Annotated in this window: 31 protein-coding genes; 13 read left to right on the top strand and 18 right to left on the bottom strand. The window is 65.1% G+C overall.

What is annotated here, in order from left to right:
- Positions 1–2 precede the first annotated feature (2 nt).
- On the bottom strand, positions 3–899 hold the full coding sequence (locus RBB16_RS14120) for a LysR family transcriptional regulator (RefSeq protein WP_306046781.1): 897 nt from the start codon (positions 897–899) through the stop codon (positions 3–5).
- Positions 900–1,004: 105 nt separating this feature from the next.
- Here RBB16_RS14120 and RBB16_RS14115 point away from each other — a divergent pair, with 105 nt between their 5' ends.
- The gene (locus RBB16_RS14115; protein WP_306046780.1) at positions 1,005–2,168 is read left to right on the top strand and encodes an amidohydrolase; all 1,164 of its coding nucleotides are present in this window, start codon (positions 1,005–1,007) and stop codon (positions 2,166–2,168) included.
- A 7-nt stretch (positions 2,169–2,175) separates the two neighbouring features.
- Here the strand turns inward: RBB16_RS14115 and RBB16_RS14110 are convergent, their stop codons facing one another.
- Together RBB16_RS14110 and uxaC are read right to left on the bottom strand one after the other, a co-directional pair.
- Positions 2,176–3,612: a mannitol dehydrogenase family protein gene (locus tag RBB16_RS14110; RefSeq protein ID WP_306046779.1), complete on the bottom strand. Its 1,437-nt coding sequence runs from the start codon at positions 3,610–3,612 to the stop codon at positions 2,176–2,178.
- The gene (gene uxaC / locus RBB16_RS14105; RefSeq protein ID WP_306046778.1) at positions 3,609–5,015 is read right to left on the bottom strand and encodes a glucuronate isomerase; all 1,407 of its coding nucleotides are present in this window, start codon (positions 5,013–5,015) and stop codon (positions 3,609–3,611) included. The genes RBB16_RS14110 and uxaC overlap by 4 nt, the downstream gene beginning before the upstream one ends.
- 74 nt (positions 5,016–5,089) lie before the next feature.
- Here uxaC and RBB16_RS14100 point away from each other — a divergent pair, with 74 nt between their 5' ends.
- Both RBB16_RS14100 and RBB16_RS14095 read left to right on the top strand, forming a co-directional pair.
- Positions 5,090–5,779 carry a GntR family transcriptional regulator gene (locus RBB16_RS14100; RefSeq protein WP_306046777.1) on the top strand — a complete coding sequence of 230 codons (690 nt, stop codon included), beginning with the start codon at positions 5,090–5,092 and terminating at the stop codon, positions 5,777–5,779.
- Positions 5,776–6,684, top strand: a complete 909-nt coding sequence (locus RBB16_RS14095) for a sugar kinase (RefSeq protein ID WP_306046776.1) — start codon at positions 5,776–5,778, stop codon at positions 6,682–6,684. Before RBB16_RS14100 ends, RBB16_RS14095 begins: the two co-directional genes overlap by 4 nt.
- A 6-nt stretch (positions 6,685–6,690) precedes the next feature.
- On the opposite strand, the gene RBB16_RS14090 is transcribed toward RBB16_RS14095, so the two are convergent.
- Complete coding sequence (locus RBB16_RS14090; RefSeq protein ID WP_306046775.1) at positions 6,691–7,323, bottom strand: ribonuclease T2; 633 nt, start codon at positions 7,321–7,323, stop codon at positions 6,691–6,693.
- A gap of 131 nt (positions 7,324–7,454) precedes the next feature.
- Between RBB16_RS14090 and RBB16_RS14085 the strand changes: the two genes are divergently transcribed.
- The 3 genes from RBB16_RS14085 (at position 7,455) to RBB16_RS14075 (ending at position 9,572) form a co-directional block, all read left to right on the top strand.
- Complete coding sequence (locus tag RBB16_RS14085) at positions 7,455–8,207, top strand: DUF1013 domain-containing protein (protein WP_071691281.1); 753 nt, start codon at positions 7,455–7,457, stop codon at positions 8,205–8,207.
- Between the two features lie 109 nt (positions 8,208–8,316).
- On the top strand, positions 8,317–8,892 hold the full coding sequence (locus tag RBB16_RS14080; protein ID WP_306046774.1) for a DUF4453 domain-containing protein: 576 nt from the start codon (positions 8,317–8,319) through the stop codon (positions 8,890–8,892).
- A 101-nt stretch (positions 8,893–8,993) separates the two neighbouring features.
- Complete coding sequence (locus tag RBB16_RS14075; protein ID WP_306046773.1) at positions 8,994–9,572, top strand: YARHG domain-containing protein; 579 nt, start codon at positions 8,994–8,996, stop codon at positions 9,570–9,572.
- 18 nt (positions 9,573–9,590) lie between these two features.
- On the opposite strand, the gene RBB16_RS14070 is transcribed toward RBB16_RS14075, so the two are convergent.
- The 3 genes from RBB16_RS14070 to clpS all read right to left on the bottom strand — a co-directional run bounded on the left by RBB16_RS14070 (position 9,591) and on the right by clpS (position 11,795).
- A complete protein-coding gene (locus RBB16_RS14070) occupies positions 9,591–10,400 on the bottom strand; it encodes an SDR family NAD(P)-dependent oxidoreductase (RefSeq protein ID WP_071691284.1) in 810 nt (269 codons plus the stop codon).
- A 20-nt stretch (positions 10,401–10,420) separates the two neighbouring features.
- Complete coding sequence (locus tag RBB16_RS14065; protein ID WP_306046772.1) at positions 10,421–11,386, bottom strand: class I SAM-dependent methyltransferase; 966 nt, start codon at positions 11,384–11,386, stop codon at positions 10,421–10,423.
- Positions 11,387–11,450: 64 nt separating this feature from the next.
- Positions 11,451–11,795, bottom strand: coding sequence for an ATP-dependent Clp protease adapter ClpS (gene clpS / locus RBB16_RS14060; protein ID WP_071691286.1), 345 nt, complete (start codon positions 11,793–11,795; stop codon positions 11,451–11,453).
- 107 nt (positions 11,796–11,902) lie between these two features.
- On the opposite strand from clpS, the gene RBB16_RS14055 reads away from it, so the two are divergent.
- The 4 genes from RBB16_RS14055 to RBB16_RS14040 all read left to right on the top strand — a co-directional run bounded on the left by RBB16_RS14055 (position 11,903) and on the right by RBB16_RS14040 (position 13,959).
- Entirely contained in the window at positions 11,903–12,607 is a 705-nt protein-coding gene (locus tag RBB16_RS14055) for an HAD family hydrolase (protein ID WP_306046771.1), read from the top strand.
- A gap of 248 nt (positions 12,608–12,855) precedes the next feature.
- The gene (locus RBB16_RS14050; RefSeq protein ID WP_306046770.1) at positions 12,856–13,191 is read left to right on the top strand and encodes a metalloregulator ArsR/SmtB family transcription factor; all 336 of its coding nucleotides are present in this window, start codon (positions 12,856–12,858) and stop codon (positions 13,189–13,191) included.
- Positions 13,192–13,193: 2 nt separating this feature from the next.
- On the top strand, positions 13,194–13,628 hold the full coding sequence (locus tag RBB16_RS14045; protein ID WP_306046769.1) for an SRPBCC domain-containing protein: 435 nt from the start codon (positions 13,194–13,196) through the stop codon (positions 13,626–13,628).
- A 19-nt stretch (positions 13,629–13,647) separates the two neighbouring features.
- Complete coding sequence (locus tag RBB16_RS14040) at positions 13,648–13,959, top strand: hypothetical protein (RefSeq protein WP_306046768.1); 312 nt, start codon at positions 13,648–13,650, stop codon at positions 13,957–13,959.
- 33 nt (positions 13,960–13,992) lie between these two features.
- Here the strand turns inward: RBB16_RS14040 and RBB16_RS14035 are convergent, their stop codons facing one another.
- The 3 genes from RBB16_RS14035 to RBB16_RS14025 all read right to left on the bottom strand — a co-directional run bounded on the left by RBB16_RS14035 (position 13,993) and on the right by RBB16_RS14025 (position 17,255).
- Positions 13,993–15,321: an MFS transporter gene (locus tag RBB16_RS14035; protein WP_306046767.1), complete on the bottom strand. Its 1,329-nt coding sequence runs from the start codon at positions 15,319–15,321 to the stop codon at positions 13,993–13,995.
- A 239-nt stretch (positions 15,322–15,560) separates the two neighbouring features.
- Positions 15,561–16,550, bottom strand: a complete 990-nt coding sequence (locus RBB16_RS14030) for an NAD(P)H-quinone oxidoreductase (protein WP_306046766.1) — start codon at positions 16,548–16,550, stop codon at positions 15,561–15,563.
- A 3-nt stretch (positions 16,551–16,553) separates the two neighbouring features.
- The gene (locus RBB16_RS14025; RefSeq protein ID WP_306046765.1) at positions 16,554–17,255 is read right to left on the bottom strand and encodes a COQ9 family protein; all 702 of its coding nucleotides are present in this window, start codon (positions 17,253–17,255) and stop codon (positions 16,554–16,556) included.
- Between the two features lie 114 nt (positions 17,256–17,369).
- On the opposite strand from RBB16_RS14025, the gene rpsU reads away from it, so the two are divergent.
- Complete coding sequence (gene rpsU, locus RBB16_RS14020; RefSeq protein ID WP_025310998.1) at positions 17,370–17,576, top strand: 30S ribosomal protein S21; 207 nt, start codon at positions 17,370–17,372, stop codon at positions 17,574–17,576.
- Positions 17,577–17,763: 187 nt separating this feature from the next.
- Here rpsU and RBB16_RS14015 read toward each other — a convergent pair whose 3' ends face one another.
- From RBB16_RS14015 to RBB16_RS13990, 6 genes are all read right to left on the bottom strand, one after another.
- Complete coding sequence (locus RBB16_RS14015; protein WP_306046764.1) at positions 17,764–18,414, bottom strand: hypothetical protein; 651 nt, start codon at positions 18,412–18,414, stop codon at positions 17,764–17,766.
- Positions 18,411–18,551 (bottom strand): aa3-type cytochrome c oxidase subunit IV, encoded by a 141-nt coding sequence (locus RBB16_RS14010; protein ID WP_306046763.1) that lies wholly within the window; start codon positions 18,549–18,551, stop codon positions 18,411–18,413. Before RBB16_RS14010 ends, RBB16_RS14015 begins: the two co-directional genes overlap by 4 nt.
- A gap of 94 nt (positions 18,552–18,645) precedes the next feature.
- Positions 18,646–19,476, bottom strand: coding sequence for an endonuclease/exonuclease/phosphatase family protein (locus RBB16_RS14005; protein ID WP_306046762.1), 831 nt, complete (start codon positions 19,474–19,476; stop codon positions 18,646–18,648).
- The gene (locus RBB16_RS14000; protein ID WP_169829070.1) at positions 19,476–19,943 is read right to left on the bottom strand and encodes a DUF6173 family protein; all 468 of its coding nucleotides are present in this window, start codon (positions 19,941–19,943) and stop codon (positions 19,476–19,478) included. Before RBB16_RS14000 ends, RBB16_RS14005 begins: the two co-directional genes overlap by 1 nt.
- Positions 19,940–20,968 (bottom strand): MBL fold metallo-hydrolase, encoded by a 1,029-nt coding sequence (locus tag RBB16_RS13995; RefSeq protein ID WP_306046761.1) that lies wholly within the window; start codon positions 20,966–20,968, stop codon positions 19,940–19,942. The genes RBB16_RS14000 and RBB16_RS13995 overlap by 4 nt, the downstream gene beginning before the upstream one ends.
- The gene (locus RBB16_RS13990; protein WP_306046760.1) at positions 20,965–22,662 is read right to left on the bottom strand and encodes an acyl-CoA dehydrogenase; all 1,698 of its coding nucleotides are present in this window, start codon (positions 22,660–22,662) and stop codon (positions 20,965–20,967) included. Before RBB16_RS13990 ends, RBB16_RS13995 begins: the two co-directional genes overlap by 4 nt.
- 115 nt (positions 22,663–22,777) lie before the next feature.
- Here RBB16_RS13990 and RBB16_RS13985 point away from each other — a divergent pair, with 115 nt between their 5' ends.
- Positions 22,778–23,737 (top strand): L-threonylcarbamoyladenylate synthase, encoded by a 960-nt coding sequence (locus RBB16_RS13985; protein WP_306046801.1) that lies wholly within the window; start codon positions 22,778–22,780, stop codon positions 23,735–23,737.
- A 167-nt stretch (positions 23,738–23,904) separates the two neighbouring features.
- On the opposite strand, the gene RBB16_RS13980 is transcribed toward RBB16_RS13985, so the two are convergent.
- On the bottom strand, positions 23,905–24,462 hold the full coding sequence (locus RBB16_RS13980) for a YqgE/AlgH family protein (protein ID WP_306046759.1): 558 nt from the start codon (positions 24,460–24,462) through the stop codon (positions 23,905–23,907).
- Positions 24,463–24,598: 136 nt separating this feature from the next.
- Here RBB16_RS13980 and RBB16_RS13975 point away from each other — a divergent pair, with 136 nt between their 5' ends.
- A complete protein-coding gene (locus tag RBB16_RS13975; RefSeq protein ID WP_306046758.1) occupies positions 24,599–25,429 on the top strand; it encodes a protein-disulfide reductase DsbD domain-containing protein in 831 nt (276 codons plus the stop codon).
- A gap of 30 nt (positions 25,430–25,459) precedes the next feature.
- On the opposite strand, the gene RBB16_RS13970 is transcribed toward RBB16_RS13975, so the two are convergent.
- Positions 25,460–26,341 (bottom strand): Hint domain-containing protein, encoded by an 882-nt coding sequence (locus RBB16_RS13970; protein ID WP_306046757.1) that lies wholly within the window; start codon positions 26,339–26,341, stop codon positions 25,460–25,462.
- Positions 26,342–26,498: the final 157 nt, after the last annotated feature.

Genomic DNA, 26,498 nt, shown 5'->3' with positions numbered 1-26,498 from the left:
AACTAATCGTGATCCTCCGGCGGATAGAGCCCCGCAGCAATCTCCACCGCTGCGACCAAAAAGGTTGGGGCCGGATCGACCAGCCAGCGGGCGGCGAAGTGCAGGTCTTCGGGGTGCCAGTCATAATCCAGCACCTGCAACCGCCCGGCGGCCAGCGTCTCAGCTGCCATCAACGCGGGTACGCAGGCCACGCCCAACCCGTCATTGGCCATTTGCAGGCAGGCGGCGATGTTGGACGAGGGCACCAGCCGCACCGGCTGTTCGATCTGGCGGAAATGCGCGTCAAGCTGGGTGTAAGGATAGGATCCGCGCGCATGGGTCAGAATGCGATGCCGCGCGATCTGGTCCGCCGCGACCGGGCCGGTGGGGAACCCCAAGGCGGGGGCTGCGACCCAGATATAGGGCGACTGGCCGAGAGGCTCGGTATTGGGGGTGCGCTGGTCGAAAGGGCCGTTCTGGAAGGCGAGGTCAATTTCCCGCGCGAATAGCAGATTGGACAGGTTCTCTGACAGGTCGATGGTCAGTTCCACATCGACGGAGGGAAACCGGTCTTTCATCTGGATCAGGAAGGGCCGCAGCCATGTCTGGGCCACCAGTTCGGTCACGCCAAGCCGCAGCAGCCCGTCAAACACCGTGCCGTCGCCCGTGGCCTCGAGAAACCCGTCCACGGCGGCCAGAATGCGCCGGGCCGGGCCAATCAGTTGCCGCCCCTCGCGGGTCAGGCGCACGGACCCCGCGTCACGCTCCATCAGGGTCAGGCGCAGGTGATGTTCCAGCTGCGAAATGCGGTTCGAGATATTGGGCTGCGTGGTGTTCAGCCGGGCCGCCGCCCGCCGGAAGCTGCCCAGATCGGCCACATGCACGAAGGCTTCGATATGCTTGAGATTGAATTTGGGCATGTCGTCCGGGTCCGCTGTCTGACGGCAGGGTTCCCCGTTGTGTCGTGAATGTCCATGCCCGATCTGCCCTTGCCCCGATGCCGGGCAGAGCGCAAACATGGCCCCATGATAGAGCTCAGACTGACCAATTCCGACCTTGCGGACCTGACCGAATGGCGCCGCGCCCTGCACCGGCGCCCTGAAGTGTCGGGCGAGGAGGCCGAGACCGCGCGTACCGTTCAGGCGGCATTGACTGCGACGGGGCCGGACCGGATCGTCACCGGGCTTGGCGGGCACGGGGTTGCGGCGCTTTATGACAGCGGGCAGCCGGGGCCACGGGTTTTGCTGCGGTGTGAGCTGGACGGGCTGCCGATACAGGAACTGTCGGATCACCCCCACCGGTCGCAGATCGACGGCAAGGGGCATCTGTGCGGCCATGATGGGCATATGACGATGCTGGCGGGCATGGCGCGGCTTCTGGGGCGCCAGCGGCCCGCGCGGGGGTCGGTCGTGCTGATGTTCCAGCCCGCCGAGGAAACCGGCGAAGGCGCGGCGCGGGTGGTGGCCGATCCGGGCTTTGCCGATCTGAGGCCCGACTATGCCTTCGCCATCCACAATTTCCCCGGCATGCCGCTTGGCCATGTGGGCGTGGTGGACGGCCCGGCAAGCTGCGCCTCTCGCGGGATGCGGGTGCGGCTGACGGGGCGCACGGCCCATGCGTCGCAGCCCGAAACGGGCGTTTCCCCTGCCCCTGCCCTCGCGCGGCTGATGCTGGACCTGCCCGGCCTGTCCCGGGGCGCGGATCTGAGCGACCCCGATTTCGCGTTGGTCACGGTGTGTCACGCACGGCTTGGCGAACCGGCTTTCGGCATCGCACCGGGAGAGGCCGAACTTTATGCTACTCTGCGCAGCCTGACCGATCCGCGCATGGAGCGGCTGATCGCCGATGCCGAAGCCATGGCGCGGGACGCGGCGGGCAACCTGGCCCTGTCCGTCGACTATCACGACATCTTCCCGGCCTGCACGAATACCCCGGTCGCGGCAGAGATCGTCCGCCGGGCCGGGGCGCGGGCGGGTCTGCCCACGGGGCCGGGCCTGTTGCCGATGCGCCCGTCAGAGGATTTCGGCCACTTCGGCATGGCCACAGGGGCGGAAAGCGCCTTCATCCTGCTCGGGGCGGGGAAGGACGGCCCCGACCTGCACAATCCCGACTACGACTTTCCCGATGACCTGATCGGACCGGGCACGGCGCTGTTGGGTGAGATTCTGCGGGAAATACTGGGCGACTGACGCCTGATCAGGCGATATATCCCGTGACGCTGGCGGCTGCGCCGTGTTGGCAGAGGCCGAGATAGGCGCGGGTGACGGTCTCGCGGAAAACAGGATGCCCGGCAAGCACCGGATCAAACACCTGATCGACCGCCAGAAGCGCGGCGACCTTGGCGGCGGGGTCAGCGGCCTCGTCCGAGACAGCACGCAGATGATCCGCCAGCGGGTCGCGCACGTCAATGGGCTGGCCCGCCTCATCCACGCCGCCCACGTAGCGCATCCAGGCCGCCACCACGAGCGCCAGTCCCGGAACCGGGCGACCGGAAGCAAGGTTCTCCGCCACCGGTCCCAGAATGCGTTGCGGCAGTTTCTGCGAGCCGTCCATGGCGATCTGCCAGGTACGGTGCCGGATCGACGGGTTTTGGTAGCGGGCCAGCAGGGCACCGGTGTAGGCGGTCAGGTCTTCGCCTTCGGGTTGCGGAACCGTGGGCAGAATCTCGTCCCGCCACAGCTTTTGGCACAGAGCCGCGAAAGCCGGGTCCGCAACGCTTTCGCTGATGGTCTGGTATCCGGCGAGGTAGCCCAGATAGGCCAGCGCCGAATGGGTGCCGTTCAGGCAACGCAGTTTCATCGTCTCGAAGGCTGATACATCGCGCACGAACTGCCCCCCGCCCGCGTCCCAGCCGGGGCGGGCGTTGTCGGTGAAATCATCCTCGATCACCCATTGGCGGAACGGTTCGTGCCAGACACAGGCCGGATCGTGATAGCCGGTGAGCGCGGCCAGCCGCTCGATATCCTCGGACGTGGTTGCAGGTGTGATCCGGTCGACCATCGTGGCCGGGAACTTGACCTTCTGTGCGATCCAATCGGCAAGCTCGGGGTCGCGGGCTTGGGCGAAATCCAGAACCACGCCGCGCGCCAGATGGCCGTTGGAGGGCAGGTTGTCGCAAGACAGCACCGTAAAGGGCGCGGTGCCTGCATGGCGACGGCGGTCCAGGGCCTCCACCAGAAATCCCGGCGCGCTGCGGGGGGTGTCGGGATGGGCTAGGTCATGCACGATGTCGGGGTGGTCGCGTCGCAGCTGTCCGGTTGCCGGATTGTGGCAATAGCCCTTCTCGGTGATCGTCAGGGAGACGACCCGTGTTGCCGGAGCAGTCATCCGGTCCAGCACGGCGGCGGGGTCTTCCGGGGCGACCAAGACCTCTGACACAGATTGAATGACGCGCGGCGCTGGCCCGTCCGGACCAAGCGACACGGCTGTATAGGCCCCGCCCTGCGGCGTCAGCTGATCGCGTGCCTCGGGACTGCGCAGGCTGACGGCGCAAATCCCCCAATCGCCACCATCGCGGGCCATTGCATCGGCGGTATAGACGGCGTTGAAGGCCCGAAAAAAGGCACCGGGGCCCAGATGGACGATGCCCACAGGGGCGGCGGGGGTACTGCGGGACAGGCGGGGATGAGTCACAGGCGGTAGGCCTCCTTCGCCAGCCGGTAGCTGAGGTCATGGGCCAGCTCGACCGCCTCGTTTTCACGCAACCGCCCGCTGCGCACCAGCGTCGCCAGATAGGCGCAATCCACGCGGCGGGCGACGTCATGGCGGGCGGGGATCGAGCAAAAGGCGCGGGTGTCGTCGTTGAACCCGACGGTGTTGTAAAACCCGCAGGTCTCGGTCGTGGCTTCACGGAAGCGGCGCATCCCCTCGGCACTGTCATAGAACCACCAGGGCGGGCCGAGTTTCAGCGCCGGATAGGCGCCCGCCAGGGGCGCAAGCTCGCGGCTTTGCGTGGTTTCGTCGAGCGTGAACAGAATGATCGCAAGGCCCGGTTCCATCCCCACGGCATCGAGCAGCGGTTTCAGCCCGCCGACGAAATCTGCCCGCATGGGGATGTCAAAGCCCCGGTCGCGGCCAAACTGCGCAAAGACCGGCCCGGAATGGTTGCGCCACGATCCGGGATGGATCTGCATGGCCAGCCCGTCATCGAGGCTCATCCTTGCCATTTCCGTCAGCATCTGACCCCGGAAGAGATCGGCCTCCTCTGCCGTGCAGGCCCCGTTCAACGCCTTCTGAAACAGCGCTGCGGCCTCCGCCGCGGGCAGGTCGGCGGTGCGGGCGCTGGCATGGCCATGATCGCTGGCCGTCGCGCCGTGGCGCTTGAAATAGGCCCGGCGGGCGCGATGCGCAGCCAGATAGCCCTGCCATGTGCGCGTGTCTTCGCCCGTCAGCGCGCCAAGGCGGTCGATCTGGATGGCGAAGCCCGGCGTTTCGGGGTCCACGACCGTATCAGGCCGGTAGGTGGGAATGACCCGGCCCGACCACCCGCTGGCGGCGATGGCGGAATGGGACGAGAGGTCATCCAGCGCGCTGTCGGTGGTGGCGAGGCACTCGATCCCGAAACGGTCGAACAGGGCGCGGGGCCGGTAGGCATCTGTCGCCAGCAGCGCCTCAATCCGATCATAGGCGGCGTCCGCCGTGTCGGCGTTGAGGGGCTCGGTCAGCCCGAAGACATGCTCGAACGCGTGGTTCAGCCACAGGGCCGAGGGGGTGCCGCGAAACAGGTGGAACTGGCTGGCAAAGCGTCGCCAGATCACGCGCGGATCGGTTTCCACCGGGCGGCCATCGGCAGAGGGCACGCCCAGATCGGCCAGCGGCACGCCCTGCGAGACCAGCATCCGAAACACGTAGTGGTCGGGGATCACAAACAGCGCGGCGGGGTTCGGGAAACGCTCATTCCCTGCAAACCACGCCGGATCGCAATGGCCATGGGGGCTGATGATCGGCAGATCGGACACTGTATCGTAAAGCGCCCGCGCCAGCCCGCGCGCACCGGGATCGAGCGGAAACAGGCGGTCCGGGTCGGTCAGCGCCATGCGAATACATCCTTGAGCAACGGTGTTTCGCCAACTAATATGCTAGTCTATCAGACCTGTCAAAGCCGAACCAGATGCCCCTAGCCCCCCTGTCCCCGATCCAGCCAGCCAGCACCACGGACATGGTCTTTGACCGGCTTCATGACGCCGTGGTGTCGCTGGACCTGCCGCCGGGCTCGAAAATCTCGGAAGCCGAGATCGCCAGATCGCTCGACGTCTCTCGCCAGCCGGTGCGCGATGCGTTCTTTCGGCTGTCGAAACTTGGGTTCCTGAGCATCCGTCCGCAGCGGGCCACCCTGGTCACGCGCATATCAGAAACCGCCGTTCTGCGCGCCGCCTTCATCCGGACGGCGCTGGAACTGGCCTGCCTGAACGCCGCCCTGCCCCGCCTGACCGCAGCCGATCTGGACGATCTGGCCGCCGATATCGCCGCGCAGGACCATGCCATCGCCGCCGGGGACCGGCCCGGTTTCCACGCACTGGATGACCGGTTCCACCGCCGCATCTGCGAGATTGCCGGGCACGGCTATGCTTGGGATCTGATCCGCGAGCAGAAGGCGCATATGGACCGGGTCCGCTTTCTTTCGCTGGCCATCGGCAGCGCCGACGCGCTGGACGACCACCGTCACCTGTTGCGCGCAATACGCGCAAAAAACCGGGACAACGCGGAAACGGTCATGAAGCAACATCTGGGCCGCGTCAAAGGCGCCATGGACCGGCTGCGGGGCGACCACCCGGCCTATTTCGAGGAGACCGGCACATGACCCGTACCCTGATGACCATCGGAGAATGCATGGTGGAAATGGCGCCGGGCGACGACGGGCGCTTTGCCATGGGCTTTGCCGGGGACATGTTCAACAGCGCTTGGTATGCACGGCAGGTGGCGGGGGATAGGCTGAGCGTGGCCTTCCTGTCGGCGATCGGAGACGACGCAGTGTCGGGCAAGATGGAGCAGTTCATCCGCGATGCGGGGGTCGAGCCGCTGCTATCCGTGGTGCCCGGCAAGAGCGTCGGGCTCTACGTGATTTCGCTGAAAGACGGGGAGCGCAGCTTTTCCTACTGGCGCTCGGATTCCGCCGCGCGGCGGCTGACGGACGGGCTGGACCGCCTGCCGGGGCTGGTGTCCGGTGACTGGGTTCTGGTCTCGGGCATCACACTCGCCATTCTGGACGATGACCGGCGCGCGCGGCTGCTTGGGTTTTTGCATGAAGCGAAATCGCGGGGGGTGCTGATCGCGTTCGATCCAAATATTCGCCCGCGCCTGTGGGACAGCCCCGAGGAGATGTGCCGCCAGATCATGAGAACGGCGGCGCTGTCAGACCTTGTGCTGCCTTCTTTCGACGATGAGGCCACCCATTTCGGCGATGCCTCGCCCGAAGCCACGCTCGCCCGCTACCGCGCGGCGGGGGCGGCAAGCGTCGTGGTCAAGAACGGGGCAGGCCCGGTCATGGCGTCCGAGGGGGAGGCACCGGCGGTGACGGTTCATCCGCCGGAAATCCCGGCCGTGGTGGATACAACCGCCGCCGGCGATGCCTTCAACGGTGGTTTCCTCAGTGCGCGACTTACCGGTGCATCCCTGACGGACAGCATTCACGCGGGATGCACCGTGGCCGCTCAGGTGATCGGGGCGCGCGGTGCCCTGGTGCCGGTCAGAAGCGCCAGGGCCTGAGCCACGTCACCGCATCGGTGAAAACAGCGCGTCGGTCAGGGTGCAATCGCGCGCCACGTCAGGTGCACAGGCGCGCGGCTCCAGCTCTCTGGTCAGGCAGATGCGCACCTCCTGCACGCGGCCCGCGCGACAGGTGACGGTCAGCATGTCGTCTGACAGCTGCGGGTTGGCCTCCAGGAATGCCTCTTCGATCACTTCGGCGGGCAGGCGCACCTCTCGGGTCAACTGGCGCAGCAGGGCCGGGCGTTCAACGCTTTCGTAGGCCAGACGCGACAGGGCGTAATAATCGCTGGCCGACAGGCCCGAGCAGACGCCATGCTTGTTCCACTGGTACCAGGCGAGGCCGGACGTGCCCATGATATCGGCCATGGCGTTGGTCATCCCGCGCGACGGATTGCGTTCGACAGTGGGGCAGAAGGCTGGCCAGCCATCTTCGTATTGCGGCCAGAGCCCGTGCAGGGTGAACCCAAACCCCTGCCCGGGGTCGCATTGCGGCGAATCCCTGTCATCACCCTCGATGGCGCACCAGGAGGGTGTCCAGCTCAGCGCCATGACGTAGTAATCGAAGTCCCCCGCCGGTTCCCCGTCGGCCCGTGCCATGCCTGCCAGCATGAGAAATGCCAAGAATGCTCTGATCATTTGCCCTTCCCAAGTCGTGCCTTCCCGCTTATATACGCCTCGACCTCCCTTACAATAAGGAAGCGCGGGGCCCGCCCCGCCAGCCGAGTCACGGCCCGAGGGAGATTTGTTTTCGCGAAGGAGCGACCGAGATGAACAAACCGATCATGGCAAAAGCCACAGCTGTCTGGCTGGTGGACAACACCACGCTGTCCTTCAAGCAGATCGGCGATTTCTGTGGCCTGCACGAGCTGGAGGTCCAGGGCATCGCCGATGGCGATGTGGCGGCAGGCGTCAAGGGCTTCGACCCGATCGCCAACAACCAGCTGACCCAGGATGAAATCGACGCGGCCGAAAAAGACCCGGCGCACAAGCTCAAGCTGAAATTCTACGCCGCCGCCGTCGGCGAGGAAAAGCGCCGTGGCCCGCGCTATACGCCGCTGTCCAAGCGTCAGGACCGGCCCAACTCGATCCTATGGCTGGTCAAGTTCCACCCCGAACTGACCGATAGCCAGATTGCCAAGCTGGTCGGCACCACCAAGCCGACGATCCAGTCGATCCGCGAACGCACCCATTGGAACATCTCGAACATGCAGCCCATCGACCCGGTGGCGCTTGGCCTGTGCAAACAGTCCGAACTTGATGCCGCCGTGCAGAAGGCCGCCGCCAAGGCCGCCCGTGAAGGCGGCGCCATGAGCGATGATGAACGGCGCAAGCTGGTCTCGACCGAAACCTCGCTCGGCATGGATACGGAACCGCGCATCCCCTCGTCGATCTCGGGGCTGGAGACCTTCTCGCTGTCCGACAATGAGTCCGAGGACGACGACAAGGGCGACCTGCTGGATGCCGACAGCTTCTTCAACCTGCCCTCCGGCGGGGATGACGACGAAGACGAACAGCCCTGATCCTTTCGGATCCGCCAGAACAGCCCCCGGTCGCCCTGCGGTCGGGGGTTTTTTCTTGGCCCGGCTCCGCGTTAGATTGACCCCGTGCTATTTTGAAGCGGAGTCATTGATGAAACGATTTGCCCTTTCTGCCGCGCTTGCGCTGCTGCCGGTTCCCGCCTTTGCCGATGTCATCTATTGCGAGTTGCCGTGGTTCGCCCGCAACCTGATCTTCGATCGGGCCGGGTATTGCTTTGCCTCCCCGCTCGGACGCGCGACATTCGACAACACCGGCTGCACCGGATCGGATGTGACCCTGTCAGAGCGGGATCGCGCCGCCATTGATCATATCCTCGATCTGGAAGAAGCGCTGGACTGCGCCATCGACAGCAGCAGGCCCCGGCTGGAACATCTGGCCCATTTCGAACATCTGCGGAATGCCGACGTGGTGCCCGCCCCGGTTGAGCATGAAAGCGGGTGCATCGGATATACCGGCCCGGTCCTGCCCTTACGCGCCGCGCCGCAGGCAGATGCGCGCGTGATCGGCGAACTGCGCCCCGGTGACAATGTCGGCTTCATCTTTCTCAATGAAGGCATCTGGGACTACGTGCTGATCAACGACCCGGACGACATGTCAACGCTGCGTGAAGCGGGGTGGGCGCCGGTCGGACTGGGCCGCATCGAATGCGAGATGTATGCCGGGTAGCCCATCGGTCCGCGACGTACAATGCGCGGGATTTCAGCGCGTTTTGCACTGAACGGGCCGGTACTCTATACTTGCAACAGACATCGCACCGGAGGATTGCCATGCCCCGTCTTGTCCTTGCGCTTGCCCTGCTTGGCCTGTCAGGCCCGGTTTTCGCAAACGAGCCCTATTGCGAGGAACCCTGGTTCATTCGCAACCTGATATTCGACCGCGCCGGATACTGTTTCTCCTCCCCGCTTGGGCGGGCAGTCTTCGACAATGCGGACTGCACCGGAACCGATGTGACGCTTTCAGAACGCGACCGCGAGGCTGTGGCCCTGATCCGCGAGATGGAAGACCTGCTGGACTGTAATATGGACACGTCGGTTCAGACCCTGTCCACATTGCCAGAGCTAAACCAGCTGCGCCGCTTCGCGTTGCTGCCGATCCCCGTCAACGCCGCCAGCGGCTGTATCGGCTATCTCGGTCCTCAACTGCCTCTGCTTGTTGCACCGGGGGCCTATGACGGGCCGGTTCTGGGCACCCTGACACTGGAAAGCAGCATCCTGTTCGACTTCCTGCCGGAGGATGGCTGGGAATTCGTCACCGTGTACCCCAACGGCTGGGAAGGCCCGCCCGGCCCATCCGGCTGGATCGACCTGGGGCAGCAGCAGCCACAATGCCGCGAGATCGCGGGTTAGCAGGCTATCGGTTGCGCCTCAGTGGGCCGCCGTTCCGACGCTGTCAAGCAAGGTGCGGCCGCCATCCACGGTGATCACTTCGCCGGTCACGAAGGCCGCCCCATCGGAGCACAGGAACTGCACCGCGCCCGTGACCTCGCGCGCCGAGGCAATGCGGCCCATGGGCGTACAATGCTTGATCTCCTGCCGCAGGTCGCGATTGTCCTTCAGCGATTCCTTCAGGCTGTTCGACATGAGCGACCCGAAGGCCACACCGTTCACGCGAATCCGGTGAGGGGCCAGCGCCACGGCCAGGCTGCGCGTGGCCTGATCCAGCGCCGCGGCGCTGATCGAATAGGCCAGCAGATCGGGATGGGTGCGCCGCGCGGCGATGGATGACAGGTTCACGATCGCCCCGATCGGACCCTCTTCGACACCATCTTCCTCTGCCTGCGCGATCATCCGCTTGGCCACCGCCTGAGACAGCCGCAGCGCCGTGAACATATTCTGTTCCATCAGCGTCTCGACTGTCTTGTCCGACGGATCGAGCGGGTCGGATGACATCACCTGGCGCGACGCATTCACAAGAATATCAACCCGGTCGAAGGCGTCGATGGTGGCCGACAGCAGATTGGCCACGGTCAGCCTTTCCCGCAGATCACCGGCGAAATAGCGCACCCGGCTTTCTTCCTTCACGAAATCCCCGACAACATCGGCAAGGCGTGTCTCGTCCCGGTCAGCCAGCATCACCTTGGCGCCGCGCTCGATGAAATGACGGGCAATCGCCAGCCCGACGCCATTGGCCGCGCCGGTGATGATGGCCGTTTTGCCCTGGATGGAAAGCGACATGGTCCGTCTCCGTTCGTCCCTCAGCCGCGGCGCGTGCCCTTGGGCTTGCCCGCCTGATAGAGTTTGTAGCCCGCGATTTCCGCCAGCAGCTTGCCGGTGCCGAAATGCGCTTTCAGCGTCGCTTCATAGGGCAAATGCCGGTTCGCCACCATGAAGAACTGCCCCGTGGGTTTCAGCATCCGCGCCGCCGCCGCGATAAAGGCCTGCCCAAGCGCGGGGTCGGCGGCCCGTCCGGTGTGGAACGGCGGGTTCAAGATAATGGCGTCGTAGCGCTCTTCCGGCTCGAACGCCGTGGCATCGGCCCAGAAGAACCGCGCGCGCGGATCGTCCACATTGGCCCGCGCCGCCTGCAATGCGGAGTATTCCGCTTCGATCAGGTCCATCGCCGCGATGCTCTCCTGCTCGTCCAGCAGCACCGCCGACATATAGCCCCAGCCCGCCCCCAGATCGGCCACCCGGCCCTTCAGTTGCGGCACCAGCGCCACCAGAACCTCCGACCCCTGATCGGCACCGTCGGGCGAAAACATGCCGGGGGCGGTGACGAAACCATCCTCGGTTTCGCCCGGTTCCGCGATCCAGTCGGCCACCCCGTCGGGCAGGACGTCCGGCCGGGTCAGCCAGAAGAGCTTGCCATGCGCCTTCGAAAGCGTCCCGTCGAGCGGCAGCAGCTTCTTCACCGCCTTGAGGATCGATTCGATCCCCTCATCCTTCTGCCCATCGACAGCGATCACCCCGCCGGGGCGGACCAGCGTCAGCGCTTCGGCTACCAGCGACAGGCTCTCGCCCTTGCTTTTCACGATCTGCACCAGCGCGGCGGCGAACTCGCCCTCGGGCTCCACCCGCGCATCCAGCCCGCGCGCCGTCAGCCGGTCATGATCGGGGGCAAAGCCCTGCACGGCCTGCACCCGGTCGCGGCCAAGCGCATCAAAATCCGCCTCGGCCCGGGCACGCAACACCAGCACCGGGCCATCCCCTGGCCAGGTCATGTCGCCGTCTTCCAGCGCGAGGGTCCAACGATCGGGAGTCATAGGTCAGGGAACGGCCGGGCGGCTATTCCTCTTTCTCCATGGTGCATTGCAGGGGGTGCTGATTGCGGCGAGCGAAATCCATCACCTGCGCCACCTTGGTTTCCGCGATCTCATAGGAGAACACGCCGACAACGGCCAACCCCTTCTTGTGCACCGTCAGCATGATTTCCACCGCCTGGCTGTGGCCGATCCCGAAGAACCGTTCCAGCACATGCACGACGAATTCCATCGGGGTATAGTCGTCGTTCAGCAGCAGCACCTTGTACAAGGGTGGCCGCTGCGTCTTGGGCTTGGTCTGCGTCAGCAGGTCGGCATCATTGCCGGGGGCAGTCTTGTCCGCCAGATATGTCGGGATGTCGATTGCCATCACAGGGTTCCGGGAGTCGCAGAGTTTCGGTAGGGGTCACTATATAAGCTGCTCCCCCTCGCAGAAAAGGGGGGGATTGTCACGCGATCACGTATCAGGGGGGCAGAATGCCGGTGAAATTGCAAACAATCGGTTTCGATGCCGACGATACGCTCTGGCAGAATGAAACCTTCTTTCACATCACCCAGGCCCGATTTGCCGCGCTGTTGGCCGACTTCACGGAACGCGATCACCTGATGGACCGGCTGTTGCAGGCGGAAAAGCGCAACATCGGCCACTACGGGTTCGGCATCAAGGGCTTCATGCTGTCGATGATCGAAACCGCCATCGAGGTCACTGATCGCAAGGTGCCCGCCAGCGTGATCTCCGAAATCCTTGCCGCCGGGCAGGACATGCTTGGCCACCCGATCCACCTGCTGCCCCATGCGCAGGAGGCGGTAGAGACATTGGCCAACAGTCACCGGATCGTGCTGATCACCAAGGGCGATCTCCTGGATCAGGAACGCAAGCTGGCACAATCCGGGCTCGGGGATCTGTTCCACGGGGTCGAGATCGTCTCGCACAAGACGCCCGCAATCTATGCGAGCGCCTTCGCCCGCCACGGCACTGGCCCCGAAAGCGCAATGATGGTCGGCAATTCGATGAAATCCGACGTGGTGCCCGCGATCGAGGCCGGGGCCTTCGGCACCCATGTGCCCCATGGCCTGACATGGGAGCTGGAACATGCGGATGCCCCCGACACCCATCCTCGCTTCCGCGAAATCCCCGATCTCTCTGCCCTGCCCGCGCTGATCGAAGAGATCGAATCCTGATCCTTCTTCTTGGCCCAAATACTCCCGCCGGAGGCATCCCTCCCGCGCCACTGGACCGCTCGTGTCCATCGTGCTCCTCCCTCACCACGCATCCGTGGCAACGCGGCCAGACGAGGCCTCCGGCGTCAGCCGGGGGTTGAGGAGGGCCGCTCCCGGGTCGACGCCAAAGGCGGCGAAACCGGGTTTCGCACAGCAGCTGACAGGACTCGATTGACTTCTTCGTTAATTAACTAATATATTATTCAACCATGGAGAGCACCCGCACCCCCCTCGCGCCCACATTCGCGGCCCTCGGCGACCCCACACGGCTGGCCATTGTCACCCGGCTGATGTCGGATGGACCGCAAAGCGCCGGCCAGCTTCAGGATATCGCCGATATCTCCGCCCCGGCCATTTCCCGGCATCTCAAGGTGCTGCGCCAGGCCGGTGTCATCCGCCAGCAGATCGACGCGCAGCGGCGCATCTATTCAGTCGAGCCCGAGGCCCTTCAGGCCATCGCCAGCTGGACCATTTCAAAGCGGGAGTTCTGGGAGGGCAGCCTCGACCGACTTGCCCAGATCCTCGACAGCCAGAAGGAGAGCTGACAATGGCCGATCTCACCCTGACCCGCCACTTCGCGGCAAACCCCGAAAGGGTTTTCGAAGCGATCTCCCGGCCAGAGGTTCTTGTGCAATGGTGGGGTCCCGAGGGGCTCCGGGTCGAGCCCGACACTCTCGATTTCACCCGGCTCGGCCCCTGGGGCTCGGTCATGATCAATGCCGACGGCGCGCGCTACAAGGTGACGGGCCAGGTCACCCATGTGGACCCGCCCCGCTCTGTCGGCTTCACCTGGGCCTGGCATGACGACACTGACACGCGCGGGCCGGAAAGCCACGTGACCTTCACGGTGGAACCGGACGGATCGGGCGGCACAGTGTTCCGTCTCTCTCATGTCGATCTGGCCGATGAAGATGCCGTCGCAAACCACAACACCGGCTGGAGCTCGTCGCTGACCAAGCTCGACGCCCTTTTCGCCGCCTGACCCGAAGGAGATCCTCCCCATGTCCAAGTTCATTTTCGTCTATCACGGCGGCAAGGCCCCATCCGACCCCGCCGAGCAGGAGCGTGTCATGGCTGCCTGGGGCGCCTGGATGGGAAGCCTCGGCAACGCCCTCGTGGATGGCGGCGCGCCGGTTGGGCTGTCCAAGACCGTCAGCTCCGCTGGTGTGGCCGATGATGGCGGATCGAACCCTGTTTCGGGCTATTCCATTGTCGAGGCCGCCGATCAGGATGCCGCAGCCGGAATGGCCGGGACCTGCCCGATCCTTGACGATGGCGGCAGCGTTGAGGTGGCCGAGATCCTGTCCATGTGACGGCCCCCAAGGGGCGGGAGCGTTCCCCGCCCCCTAGCCCTGGGACGGCCAGTGCAGGTGTTCATCATCAATGATGATCCGGTGGCTATGCCGCCGCGCGCCGCCATGCGCGCGCAGATGCGGGTGATCGGGCGGCAGATCAGGGTGGCTGTGTTCAATCACGTCGGGGCGGCTGGCGGGCCAGACCCGCATGGCCAGCAGAACCGAACCGCCCGCCAGCACTGCCAGCACGGCCAGCGTCGACTCAAGCCCCAGCCACGGCCCCAGCCACCCCGCCGCGGGATAGGCCAGCAGCCAGCAGGCATGGGACAGCGCGAATTGTGCCGTGAAGATCGCCGGCCGGTCCTCCTCATGCGCGGACCTGCGCAGCAAGCGGCCCGAGGGCGTCATCACCGCCGAATTGCACAGGCCCAGAACCGCCCAGATCGCCAGCAGCAGGCCCCAGCTTTGCCCCTCCCCCCGGAGAACCAGCGCATAGCCGAACCCGATCAGGGCCAGTCCGGTTCCACCCGCCAGCATCACCGCCCGATCGGCCAGCCGGATCAGCAACCGGGGCAGCACCAGCGCCGCTGCCATGGACCCGGCCCCGAAGGCTGCCATCGCAATGGCCACTTCTCGCTCTCCTCCGTCAAATCGCCCCCGCACCAGGACCACCGTATCGACCAGCACGAAGGCGATGACGGCGGCGACGGCCATGTTCAGGGCCAGCAACCCCCGCAGACGGGGCGTGGCGAGGTAGATGAACGTCCCGCGTGTCAGCCGTTCGCGGAAGGGTCGCTGCGTTCCGCTGGCCCGTGCAGGCAGGGACACGCTCAGGATCAGGACCGCCGAAATCAGGAAGCCCGCGACGGTGCCGACGAACAGCATCGAATAGCTGACAACCAGCAGCAGAAGACCGGCAATCGTGGGGCTGAGCAGGTTTTCAAGATCATAGGCCAGCCGCGACAGCGACAACGCATTGGTGTAATCGGCCTCATCCGTCAGCACATCCGGGATTGTGGCCTGAAACGCGGGCGTGAAGCTGGCCGAGGCCGCCTGCAATACGAAGATCAGCCCATAGATCTGCCAGACCCCGTCGATGAAGGGCAGCGCCAGCGCCACGCCTGCCCGGATCAGGTCCGCCCCCACCAGCACCGCCTTGCGTGGCACATGCGCCAATGCGGCGGCCAGCACCGGCGACAGTACCACATAGGCCACCATCTTGATCGTCAGCGCGGTGCCCAGAACCGTCCCCGCCCGCTCGCCCGCCAGATCATAGGCCAGCAGCGCCAGCGCAACGGTCAGCAGTCCGGTGCCAAGCAATGCCACGACCTGCGCCGTGAAAAGGCGGAGGAACACCGGATGTTTCAGAATGCGCAGCATGGTCGGTCACTCCTCGGACAGGGCCGTATGCCACGTATTCAGCGACAAAAGCAGCCCGGCAGCAATCCCTGGTACCGGCACGACGCACGGGCGCGACCCGCCTCCCGTTCGGCCCGGAGCAATCCTCACCGGTCCAAACCTGCCTCACCCCCATCCCGTGGCAACGCGGCCCGAGGAGGGCCCCGCAGGGGCTTGACGAGGGGCGCTCCCGGGTCGACGACGCAGTCGGCGAAACCGCGTCAGCGGACCTTCAGGACGATCTTGCCGATATGGGCCGAGCTTTCCATTCGCGCATGCGCCCCGGCGGCATCTTCCAGCGGGAATTCGGAATCCATCACCGGCCCGATCCTGCCCGCCTCCAGCAGCGGCCAGACATGGGTCGCCAGCTCCGCCGCGATGCGCGCCTTGGCCTGCACGCTTTGCGGGCGCAGGGTCGATCCCGTCATGGTCAGCCGCCGCGTCATAAGCTGTGCGAAGTTCACCTCGGCCTTGGGGCCTTGCAGGAACGCGATCTGCACCAGCCGCCCGTCATCGGCCAGCGCCTTGAGGTTCCGGGCGATATAGGGCCCGCCCACCATGTCGAGGATCAGGTCCGCGCCGCCCATCCCGCGCAGCACCTCCGCGAAATCCTCCTCGCGATAGTTGATCGCCCGCTCGGCCCCCAATTCCTCGCAAGCCGCGCATTTGTCTGCCGAACCCGCCGTCGCGAAGACCCGCGCGCCGAATTCCCGCGCCAGTTGGATCGCTGTCGTGCCGATGCCCGACGATCCGCCATGGACAAGGAACCGCTCCCCCGCCTGCAGCCCGCCGCGCATGAAGACGTTGGACCAGACGGTGAAGAAGGTCTCACACAGCGCCGCCGCGCGGTCCATCGCCATGCCTTGCGGAACCGGCAAAGCATGGTCGGCATGGGTCAGCACGTATTCAGCATATCCGCCACCGGGCAGCAGCGCCGTTACGCTGTCACCCACCTGCCACTGTGACACGCCCGGCCCCACGGCAGCCACGGTCCCCGCCGCCTCCAGCCCCGGCAAGGGCGAGGCATCGGGGGGCGGCGCGTAGCTGCCTGCCCGTTGCAGCGCGTCGGGGCGGTTCACGCCCGCATAGTCCACGGCGATCAGGATCTGCCCGGCACCGGGGGTCGGCACCGGCACCTCCACCGGGCGCAGCACCTCCGGCCCGCCGGCTTCCGTGATTTCAACCGCGCGCATCATCTCTGGCAGGTTCATCGCTTATCCTTCCCCTTGGCCGTCACCCCGGCCCCAATGTCCCGGCATGTCGGCCATGCCCGTTTTCGAGGGCGGTTTGATCTGGCTCAGCAGCCATTCCGGCCCCGCCATCAGCGGTTTCAGCAGCTTGCTGTCCCGCGCCTGTGCCTTGAACTTCTCGAAGCGCATCACGTCTTCGATCCGCCGGTCGAGAAAGGCCCAGGTCGCCTCGTGCCGCTCGGAGTGATCTCCCAACCAGTAGAGCACGACCGAGGAATAGACCCCCGACAGAGTCATGCGCTTGGTGTACCAGTTGTAGTCGTCGCTGGTATCCCCGATCGCGGTCCAAATCTTGTCGGCGGTTTCCCACAGCGCCTTGGCCCCGTCGCCCGCATGAATGGGCAGCGCAAAGAGCGTCGTGCCGCGCCGCACCGCCTCCTTGTCCAGTTCCATCAGCTCCAGCCGCAGCCGAATCGCGTGCGTGATCTTTTCGCGGATCTTCAGGCCCGCCAGCGCCGCAGGCGTCAGGGCCGCGACCATCGCGTCATCGCCGCGCCGATGAAAGGCCAGCGCCAGATCCACTGGCCCGCGCGGGAACAGCGCCCGCACCTCGCCCGCATCGGCGCCGGTGTCCGCGATTGCGGCGGTAAGCGTGGCCTCGGACCAGCCGTCAAAGACGACATGCAGCAGGGCGGCATCGAGAATTTGGTCTTTCAGATCTTGCATCGGGGTCTCCTTTCGGGACGCGTGGCAGATGCTGGACATATAGCCGGGCTTTTGCTAAACGGCCACCTCCTGCAAATTCTTGCAACTCCAACTTAGAAAGGTGGTGAAAACCACATGCAGGTTAGCGTTCGTGACAACAATGTCGATCAGGCCCTCCGGGCTCTGAAGAAAAAGCTGCAGCGTGAGGGTGTTTTTCGTGAGATGAAGCTCAAGCAGCATTACGAAAAACCGTCCGAGAAAAAAGCGCGTGAGAAGGCCGAAGCAATTCGCCGTGCTCGCAAGCTGGCTCGGAAGAAAGCGCAGCGCGAGGGTCTCCTCTAAGGGCCTTCAGGCTTTGCGAACCAAGGGGCGGCTTGCCGCCCGAACGACGCCCCCGCGCCACCCGGCCCGGGGGTTTTTCCTTGGCATCGCGTGGCGATCAGTCAGACCGGCGCGGGGGGGGGCGCAAGAAAACACCCCGCTACCGGATGGTGCGGGGTGCGAAAGCGGTCAGACCTGGCGGCAACGGTCAGCCGCCATCTGCGATAATCTCGGCCACCCGCTGATTGCGCAGTTCCACCGCCGCCTGTCGTGCCAGAATCTCGCGGTTGTTGTCGGAATCATCGTCATAGACCCGCTCTTCACGCACACCGGGGATTTCCGCGAAGGATTCCATGGTCCGGCGTGGGAAATAGGATCGCTGGATGTGACCCCATCCGGGAACCTGGCTGAGGATATGCGAGATCGAGAAGGAACACTGCGCCTTGGGTACCGCGCCGTAGGACAGCACCGCCTGGCTCAGCTGTGCAGCAATCTCCGGAGTCACTTCGACCTCCTGCACCACGACGTGGTAGGTCTCGCGCGCGTGGTAATCCATGTAGAAGTCATGCAGTTGCGGGCTCATCCCGAAGAACACGTCATTGCGTTCGGGGGCCTGCGGGTGGTGCCAGGTGCCAGCCGGATCGAACAGCAGCCGCTGTTCCCCGTCGATCATGAGAGCGGAATGGCCACCAGCCCCCGAGGTGTTCGAGATCATGGTATAAAGCGTCACCGTCGGCGGACCGGCGGGAACGTAGCGGGCACGCGCAACGGCCTCGTCCGGGGCCCAGACCGGTTCCGCGCCACAGGCGGCCAATCCGAGCAGGAGCCCGAGGGCCAGAAACGCGCGCCGGAAGATCATTGGAAGAACACCGCCAGGATCACCACCACGACCAGACAGGCAATGATGCTGTTGGTCAGGAATTTCACGAAGCCGTTGAAGGTTGCTTCCTGATCACGGATCTCCATTTCACCGTGCTTGTGGGTGTTGTCTGCCATCGGGTCTGTCCCCATTCGTCCTGTGTGTTGCGTTGCGATTCGAATTAGACGATTTCGCCGCGCCTGTCACGGGCTTCACCCCGTTGTAGCGGCCTTATGTGACCGTTTTACCCGGCTCTCGGGGCTCTATGGTCAGCAACAGCGGGCAGTGGTCCGACACCTCCGGGTTCCGCACCACGTCGAACCCGGCCTCCGCCAGAGAGGCGCTGACCAGCATGTAGTCGGCAAACTTGCCCGGCTTGGGATAGAGCCCGGTGCGCGTCCCGTCATGGCCCCGGCCTGTGACCAGATCGCGCAGCCCGATCCCGGCCAGAATATCGAAGCTGGCACTGTCAGGCAGAACATTGAAATCGCCGCAGGCCACAACGTCACCCATTGGCTCGGCCAGGCTTTGGATCAGGGCCGCAAGACGCTTCGCCTGCGCAATCCGTTCGGGGGTGTCGCCCTTGCCGGACAGATCACGCAGCCCGTGCATGTGAACGACGGTCAAAGCCCGGTCGCGGGTGTGGTCCCAGACCCGGACGCCATGGGCATTCCTGGACCGTGGATGGTCCCCGAACCCCTGTGCCCCATAGCCCTTGTGAACGAATCTTTGCACCTGCCCGATCACCGGCACCGTCCGCCGCACAAACGTCGCCAGCCCCCATTGCGAGGGCACCGGGCGGTCCCCGTCCCACAGCACGCCTTGCGCGGCCGGGCAGAACTGCCCCGCATGATCGGGCAGCGCGGCGGCAATATCGCGAAACAGGTTGGCGCGCTGGTTCAGCACATGATCGCCGTCCCGATAGGTCAGCCAATCCTTGTCGCTTTCGGGGCTGTGGGTCACCTCTTGCAGGCACAGAATGTCCGGGGACGCGTCCGCAAGATACGCGATCAGCGCGTCATGCAGCTTGCCACCCCAGGCATTCAGGCACAGAACGCGCATCAGCCCTCGGCCTCGGCCTCCAGATCGCCCGCCAGCCGGAACCCGATCCTCTGAGCGGGCCGGTCGGGCAGTTTCGGCAGGGCGCGCAGGGTAACGTTCAACTGGCTCACATGCTGGATCATCTGGGTTTTGATGCCCACGTCGTCGCTGCCGTAGAAGGTGAGGATATCGGGGCCGAAAAAGCCCATCCCCTCGATCCGCATCACGCCGCTGTCGGACCCGGTAAAGCCCATGGCGACCTCGTGCTCCGCATCGAGCTGCTTCTCGAAATTCTGGATGTAGAGGATGATCCGTTCATAGGCCCATTCGGCGGGCGATTTCTCTTCCACCGGTTTTTCCTGCACTTTCGCGGGCAGGGGCAGTTGCTCGGGCGTTGGCGGCGTGCAGGGATCGCAATGCACAACGCCCGCATCTGGCAACGCTGCTGCCTCCATGGCCTCTGCCGATGTCTGGATATCCTGTGTCACGTCCCCTCCCTGAGTTGCCACAGCCACGCGCCGTCCTCCCGTTTCTCGCGCGTGACCTCGCCCAGGGCAAGCAGATGATTGAGATGGGCCATGGCCTCGACCAGCGCCAACCCATAGGTGCCCTCGCCGATCTGCCTTTTGAACAAGGGCAGAAAGCAATCGGAAGCAACGCGGGGCCGGTCCAGATGCTCACGCAGACGTGACAGGGCGCCGTGGTGGTTCTCGATCAGCTGGTGCATCCGGTCGGGCAATCCGGTGAAGGGCAGCTTGTGTCCGGGCAGGACAAGTTGATCGGCACGGGCATAGCGGGCCAGGTGACCGCAACTTTCGATCCAGTCGGTGACGGGGTCGGCCATCGGCTCGGTCGCGTAGACGCCGAGGTTGGGGGAAATCGACGGCAGCAGCTGATCCCCACCCAGAACCAGAGCCTCATCCCGACACCACAGCGTCGCATGTTCCGGCGCATGGCCATGGCCAATCCGCACGTCCCAGTCGCGCCCGCCAATCCGCAGGTGGTCGCCCTCTCGGATGCGGGTGTAGCCAAGCGGCATCGGGGCCACCACATCGGCAAAGTTGAAGGGCCGCTCCGCCGCGCGTCTGGCGTAGATCTCCGGGTCCATCCCCGCGCCACGCCAGAAGGTAAGCGTTTCCTCGGTCGGCGCCTCCTGCACATCGAGCACCAGCATCCGCGCCATCAGCCAGGCGGTGCGGGTGGTGATCAGCTCCGCCCCACGGGACTGCAACCAGCCCGCCAGACCCACATGATCGGGGTGGTGGTGGGTGACCAGAACCCGCGCCACGGGCAGGCCGCCAAGCGGCCCGGCCAGCACGGCCTCCCACAATGCCCGCCCCTTGCGGCTGTCGAACCCGGTATCGACGATGGTCCATCCCTCCGCATCCCGCAGGGCGAAGATATTCACATGGTCCAACGCCATCGGCAGCGGGAAGCGCAGCCAGAGGACACCCTCGGCGACCTCGATGGCCTCACCGGGGGCGGGGGGCGTTTCGAACGGGTAGCGGATCACGCCGCGAACTCGTCCGCGCTGAGGGCATAGACATCCTCCGCCCCGGCCAGCGCCTGCGTCAGCAGCCCATGGGCCTCTGGCAGCAGACGGCCAAGGAAGAAGCGCGCCAGTTTCGTGCGCGGACCCTCGCCCCCCTCGGCCAGCGATGCCTTGAGGTGATAGTGCCCGCCCAGAACCCGCGCGACGCCCATCAGATAGGGCACCGCACCGGCGAAGCGGTCGTTCATCTCCATGCCGACCAGCGTTTCCGTGGCCGCGCGCAGCGCCTTGGAGGCCGCCGCCAGCCCGGCGTGATCGCCCGCCGCCGCCGTCGCATCGACTTCATCGAGCAGCGCGAACATCGCCGCACCGCCATCCATCATCTTGCGCGCCACAAGGTCCATCGCCTGAATGCCGTTGGTGCCTTCGTAGATCGCTGTCACCCGCACATCGCGCAGATACTGCGCCGCGCCGGTTTCCTCGATGAACCCCATGCCACCATGCACCTGAATGCCCAACTGGCTGACCGCGATGCCGGTTTCGGTCCCGTAAGCCTTGGTCACCGGCGTCAGCAGAGCCGCCCTCGCCGCCCAGGCCGCATCGCCTGTCGCCGTCGCCATGTCGATCGACACCGCGTTGTCGAGTGCAATCGCCCGCGCCGCGAAGATCTCGGCCTTCATCTGCATCAGCATCCGGCGCACATCCGCATGATCGAGGATCGTGCCCGTGCCGCCCTCAACCGGGCTGCGGCCCTGCCTGCGTTCCAGCGCATAGGCCAGCGCGTGTTGATAGGCGCCCTCGGCAGCACAAAGCCCCTGCACCCCCACGCCAAGCCGCGCGTTGTTCATCATGGTGAACATCGCGGCCATCCCGCCATGCGGTTTGCCGATCATCCAGCCCTTTGCGCCGTCATACTGCATCACCGCCGTGGGCGAGCCATGCAGCCCCATCTTGTGTTCCAGGCTCACGACGCTCAGCGAATTGCGCGCGCCCGGTTCGCCGTTCTCGTCGGGGATGAACTTGGGCACCATGAAGAGGCTGATCCCCTTGGTCCCCGGCACCCCGTCGGGCAGCCGCGCCAGCACCAGATGGCAGGTATTGGCGGTGAAGTCATTGTCGCCCCAGCTGATATAGATCTTCTGCCCCGTGACCGCATAGGTGCCGTCGCCATTGGGCTCCGCCTTCGACCGCAGCGCACCCACATCCGACCCGGCCTGCGGTTCGGTCAGGTTCATCGTCCCGTTCCACTCGCCCGAAATCAGCTTGGGCAGGTAGATCGCCTTCAGCTCATCACTCGCATGATGCTCCAGCGCCTCGATCTGGCCCTGGGTCATCAGCGGGTTCAGTTGCAGCGACAGGCAGGCAGAGCCCACCATCTCATTGACTGCCGTCGTCAAAGCCATCGGCAGGCCAAGCCCGCCATAGTCCGGATCTGCCGACATCCCCACATAGCCGCCCTCCGCAATCGCCCGATAACCATCGCCAAAGCCGGGGCTCGTGCGCACCACGCCGTTTTCCAGATAGGCCCCCTGCAGGTCCCCCCCCCGGTTCAAAGGCGCCAGCACCGTCTCCGCCATCTTGCCCGCTTCCGTCAGGATTGCGGTGACCATATCCGGCGTGGCCTCGGCAAATCGTTCAGTCGCGGCCACTCGGTCGAGGCCAACAATATTTTGGAAGATAAATTCGAAATCGGTCACGGGCGCGGTATAGGGCATGGTCATTCCTCCTTGGCACGGGCTTGGCACCGGGGCGGGCCGCTCGCTTTGGGCCTGTCCTTGCGGCAGATATTTTGCCATACCCGCCCCGATCAACAGAAACGTTACGTCGCTCATGTCCAACGGCAAGACAGAACTGCTTTCCCCGACCTCCGCAGGCATCGCCCGCGCGGCGGATCTCCTGTCTGCCGGGCAGCTTGTCGCGCTGCCGACCGAGACCGTCTACGGGTTGGCCGGCGACGCCACCAGCGACATGGCCTGCGCCCGGATCTTCGAGGCCAAGGGCCGCCCCCGGTTCAATCCGCTGATCGTGCATCTGCCGTCCCTCGATGCGGTGGAGCGGATCGCAATCCTCAACGACCCGGCCCGCGCGCTCGCCGCCGCCTTCTGGCCCGGCCCGCTGACGATGGTCCTGCCGCTGCGCGAGGGCCACGGCCTCTCGCCGCTTGTCACCGCCGGACTGCAGACCGTCGCCATCCGCCTGCCCGCCCATCCCCTGATGCGCGCCGTGCTTGACGCGTTCGGCGGACCCATCGCCGCGCCCTCCGCCAACCCTTCCGGCCGGATCAGCCCGACGACAGCCGACCATGTGCTGAGCGGCCTGGATGGCCGGATCGCCGCCGTTCTCGATGGCGGTCCTTGCGGGGTCGGCCTGGAATCCACCATCCTCGCGCCACAGGACACCGGCACACGGCTGCTGCGCGAGGGCGGCCTGCCACGCGAGGCGATCGAGCCGCTGACCGGCCCGCTCACCACCGACACCACGCCCGGCAAGGTTCAGGCCCCCGGCCAGCTCAGCAGCCATTACGCGCCAAAGGCACAGGTCCGACTGAACGCCCCGCTCACCGATCCGAACGCCATCCGCGTGGGTTTCGGCCCAGGTGATGCGGACCTCTCCCTGTCCCCGTCAGGCGACCTGATCGAGGCCGCAGCAAACCTCTTCTCGACGCTGCATGCCGCCGATGATCTCGCCCAGGCCAGAAACGCCCGCGAAATTCACATCGCCCCGATCCCCGACCAGGGCTTCGGCCGCGCCATCAACGATCGCCTGACCCGCGCCGCCGCACCGCGCTAAGCCTTTCATCTTGGCAAAAATACCTCCGCCGGAGGCATCCGCGCTCTCAACAACCACCACATTGACCGTAAAAAGCCGCCCCTCACCACAGGCCCGTGGCAACGCGGGCCGACGAAGGCTCCCCTGAAAGGGGGGCTTGAGGAGGCACGCTCCCCCGCCGACGCGGGTCAGGCGCGCCCGGCTTCGGCGGACAGCATCAGGGGCGACACCCCCAGCTTGGCCAGCGCCGCCTCCCATTTTCCATCCATATCGCTGCCAAAGACGATCCCCGCATCCGCGTCGCAGGTCAGCCAGCCGTTCTGGCCGATCTCGGCCTCCAGCTGCCCCGGTGCCCAACCCGCATATCCAAGCGCCATGACCGCCCTGTCAGGCCCCTCGCCATTGGCCAGGTCTTCCAGAACATCGAGGGTCGCCGTCATTCCGAAGCCACCGGGCACACGCATTGTGCCACCCTCGTCGCCATATTCCGCGCTGTGCAGCACAAACCCGCGCCCGGTTTCAACCGGCCCGCCATAGAGGATCGGGATTTTCGGCGGCTGCATGGCCTCGATTCCCAGCTGGCTGATCATCTCGGCAAAGCTCACCTCGGTCACGGGCTTGTTCACGATCAGCCCCATGGCCCCGTCATCGGAATGATCACAAAGAAGGATCACCGCCCCGGCAAACCGGGGGTCACCCATTCCGGGCATGGCGATCAGAAGCTGTCCCGTCAGATATGTGGTCATAACCGATATTTTTCGTGCCTCCCCATGAACATGTGCGGAATTCTGCATGGGTGCAAGCGCGCAAACCTATCCGACGGGGGCCAATTCGCCAAAACGTGACTTCCCTTTGATCGACCGAGGCAATACCTGACATGCCATGAGCAAATCCATCCTCTCCCGCGCGCTGATTGCGCTGACCTGCTGTCTGACCTTGCATCTTGCGCCCGGGGCGGCCTCCGCCCAATCCGGCGCAGTGCCGGAAGACGTGGTCCAGATCGAGCTGCTCGAAGGCTGGCGGCGGGACGATGGCAGCCATATGGCCGGTCTTCTGATCCGGCTCAGCCCCGGCTGGAAAACCTATTGGCGCGCGCCGGGCGAAGCGGGCATTCCCCCGCGCCTGCAATTGCGCGACCGCAGCGGCCTGCTATCCGCCGCCCTGCACTGGCCGGTGCCCGAGGTCTTTCATTCGAACGGCATGCAATCCATCGGCTACAGCTCTGACGTGATCTTCCCGCTGGAACTGACCCTTGCCGAGGGCACCGGTGCCCTGCGCCTTGCGGGCCGGATAGACCTGGGCGTCTGTCACGATATCTGCATGCCGGTGTCATTGGACCTGCGCGGCACCCTGCCCGCGGGCGGGCGCCCCGATCCCCGGATCGCCGCGGCGCTGGCCGACCGTCCCCTGACAGGGGCCGAAGCCGGGGCCGGGCGCGTGTCCTGTGATCTGACCCCGATCAGCGACGGTCTGCGGGTCGTCGCCCGCATTCCCCTGCCCCGTCAGGGCAGCGCCGAAACCGTGGTCTTCGAGCTGCCCGACCCCTCGATCTGGATATCCGAGGCGATGGTCACGCGCAGCGGCACCACGCTCACCGCCACCGCCGATATCGTCCCCCCCGATGCCGGCCCCTTCGCAATGGACCGGTCTTCCCTGAGGATGACCGTGCTGGCTGCGGGAACGGCGGTGGAACTGACCGGCTGTCAGGGATAACCCCGGTCAGCCGGTATTCGGAACTTCTATCTAGGCCACGGCCTTTCCGGCCAGCTTTGAGACAATCCGCCCCGGCACCTGCCGCGCGCTCATGGCACGAGGATACGGCAGTTCTTCCATCTCCGGCACGTCCCCATAAAGCGCGTCGAACTCGGCATAATTGTCGAAGACCCGGCGGCTCACGTTGTCAATAAACGTCTCGGCGGGCGCGCCATTGGCGAGGATGATCTCGTGCACTTCCGTCTCGATGTGGTAGACGGTGTAGCTCTCGCCCATCTCGGCCAAAGGCACTCGGGTGATCGTCGTTCCATTCACCAGCGCCCCGGCGTGACAGATCACCCCATCCACCAGCATCCCGTGATCGGCGGTGACGGTCAGGTCAGCATGCGGCAGGCCCGCACCCAGAGACCCGACAGCAAAGCGCACCGGCATCAGCCGTTCTGCGGGGCCGAAGCGGGTCATCACCGTCTGGCGACCGATCCATTTGACGGGAACAATGCGCCCGCCCTCTGCCAAAATCAGATCGCCAATCGCCAGATCCTCAACCAGTGCTTCACCGGTCGGGGTCGCAATGCCTGTGCCCGAGCAAAAGCAATAGGTGTAGGTTCCGCCCGGCACGAAGGTGACCGTTTTTCCGATCAGGTTTCCGTTCGATAGCACAAAACTATCGGCAGTATCGCCGGATGCTAGCAGAGAAATTACAGGATCACCGGCAGTGGTATAGCCTATGAAATAGTAGCTGGTTCCCTGAAACGAGACTGTGCCGCCCGCAGGTGTGCTTCCGTCGATGAGACCATCCGCTTCGATAAGAGGGTCGGAACTGGCGCTGCCGAACGCGTAAATCACGTAGTTGCCGCCACCTCCGCTGACATCCCCAATTCTATTCCAATAGGCGTATGTTTCCTGAGCCATTTGCTGCTACCTCTCGCTTATTCTTGTGAAACTGAGATGCCTACGCGCTTTGTCGCAGAAGAGTCCTGGCTGAACCAAGCCTAGGCTCAGGACTCATAGCCAATAGATGACGGTCGCTGCGAGGGCGATTGCCGATAGGAAGACCCTTGGGCAGCGA

Origin of the sequence: Nioella sp. MMSF_3534 (assembly GCF_030732985.1) — a bacterium.
GTDB lineage: Bacteria > Pseudomonadota > Alphaproteobacteria > Rhodobacterales > Rhodobacteraceae > Nioella.
This window is presented reverse-complemented; position numbering and strand designations above follow the sequence as displayed.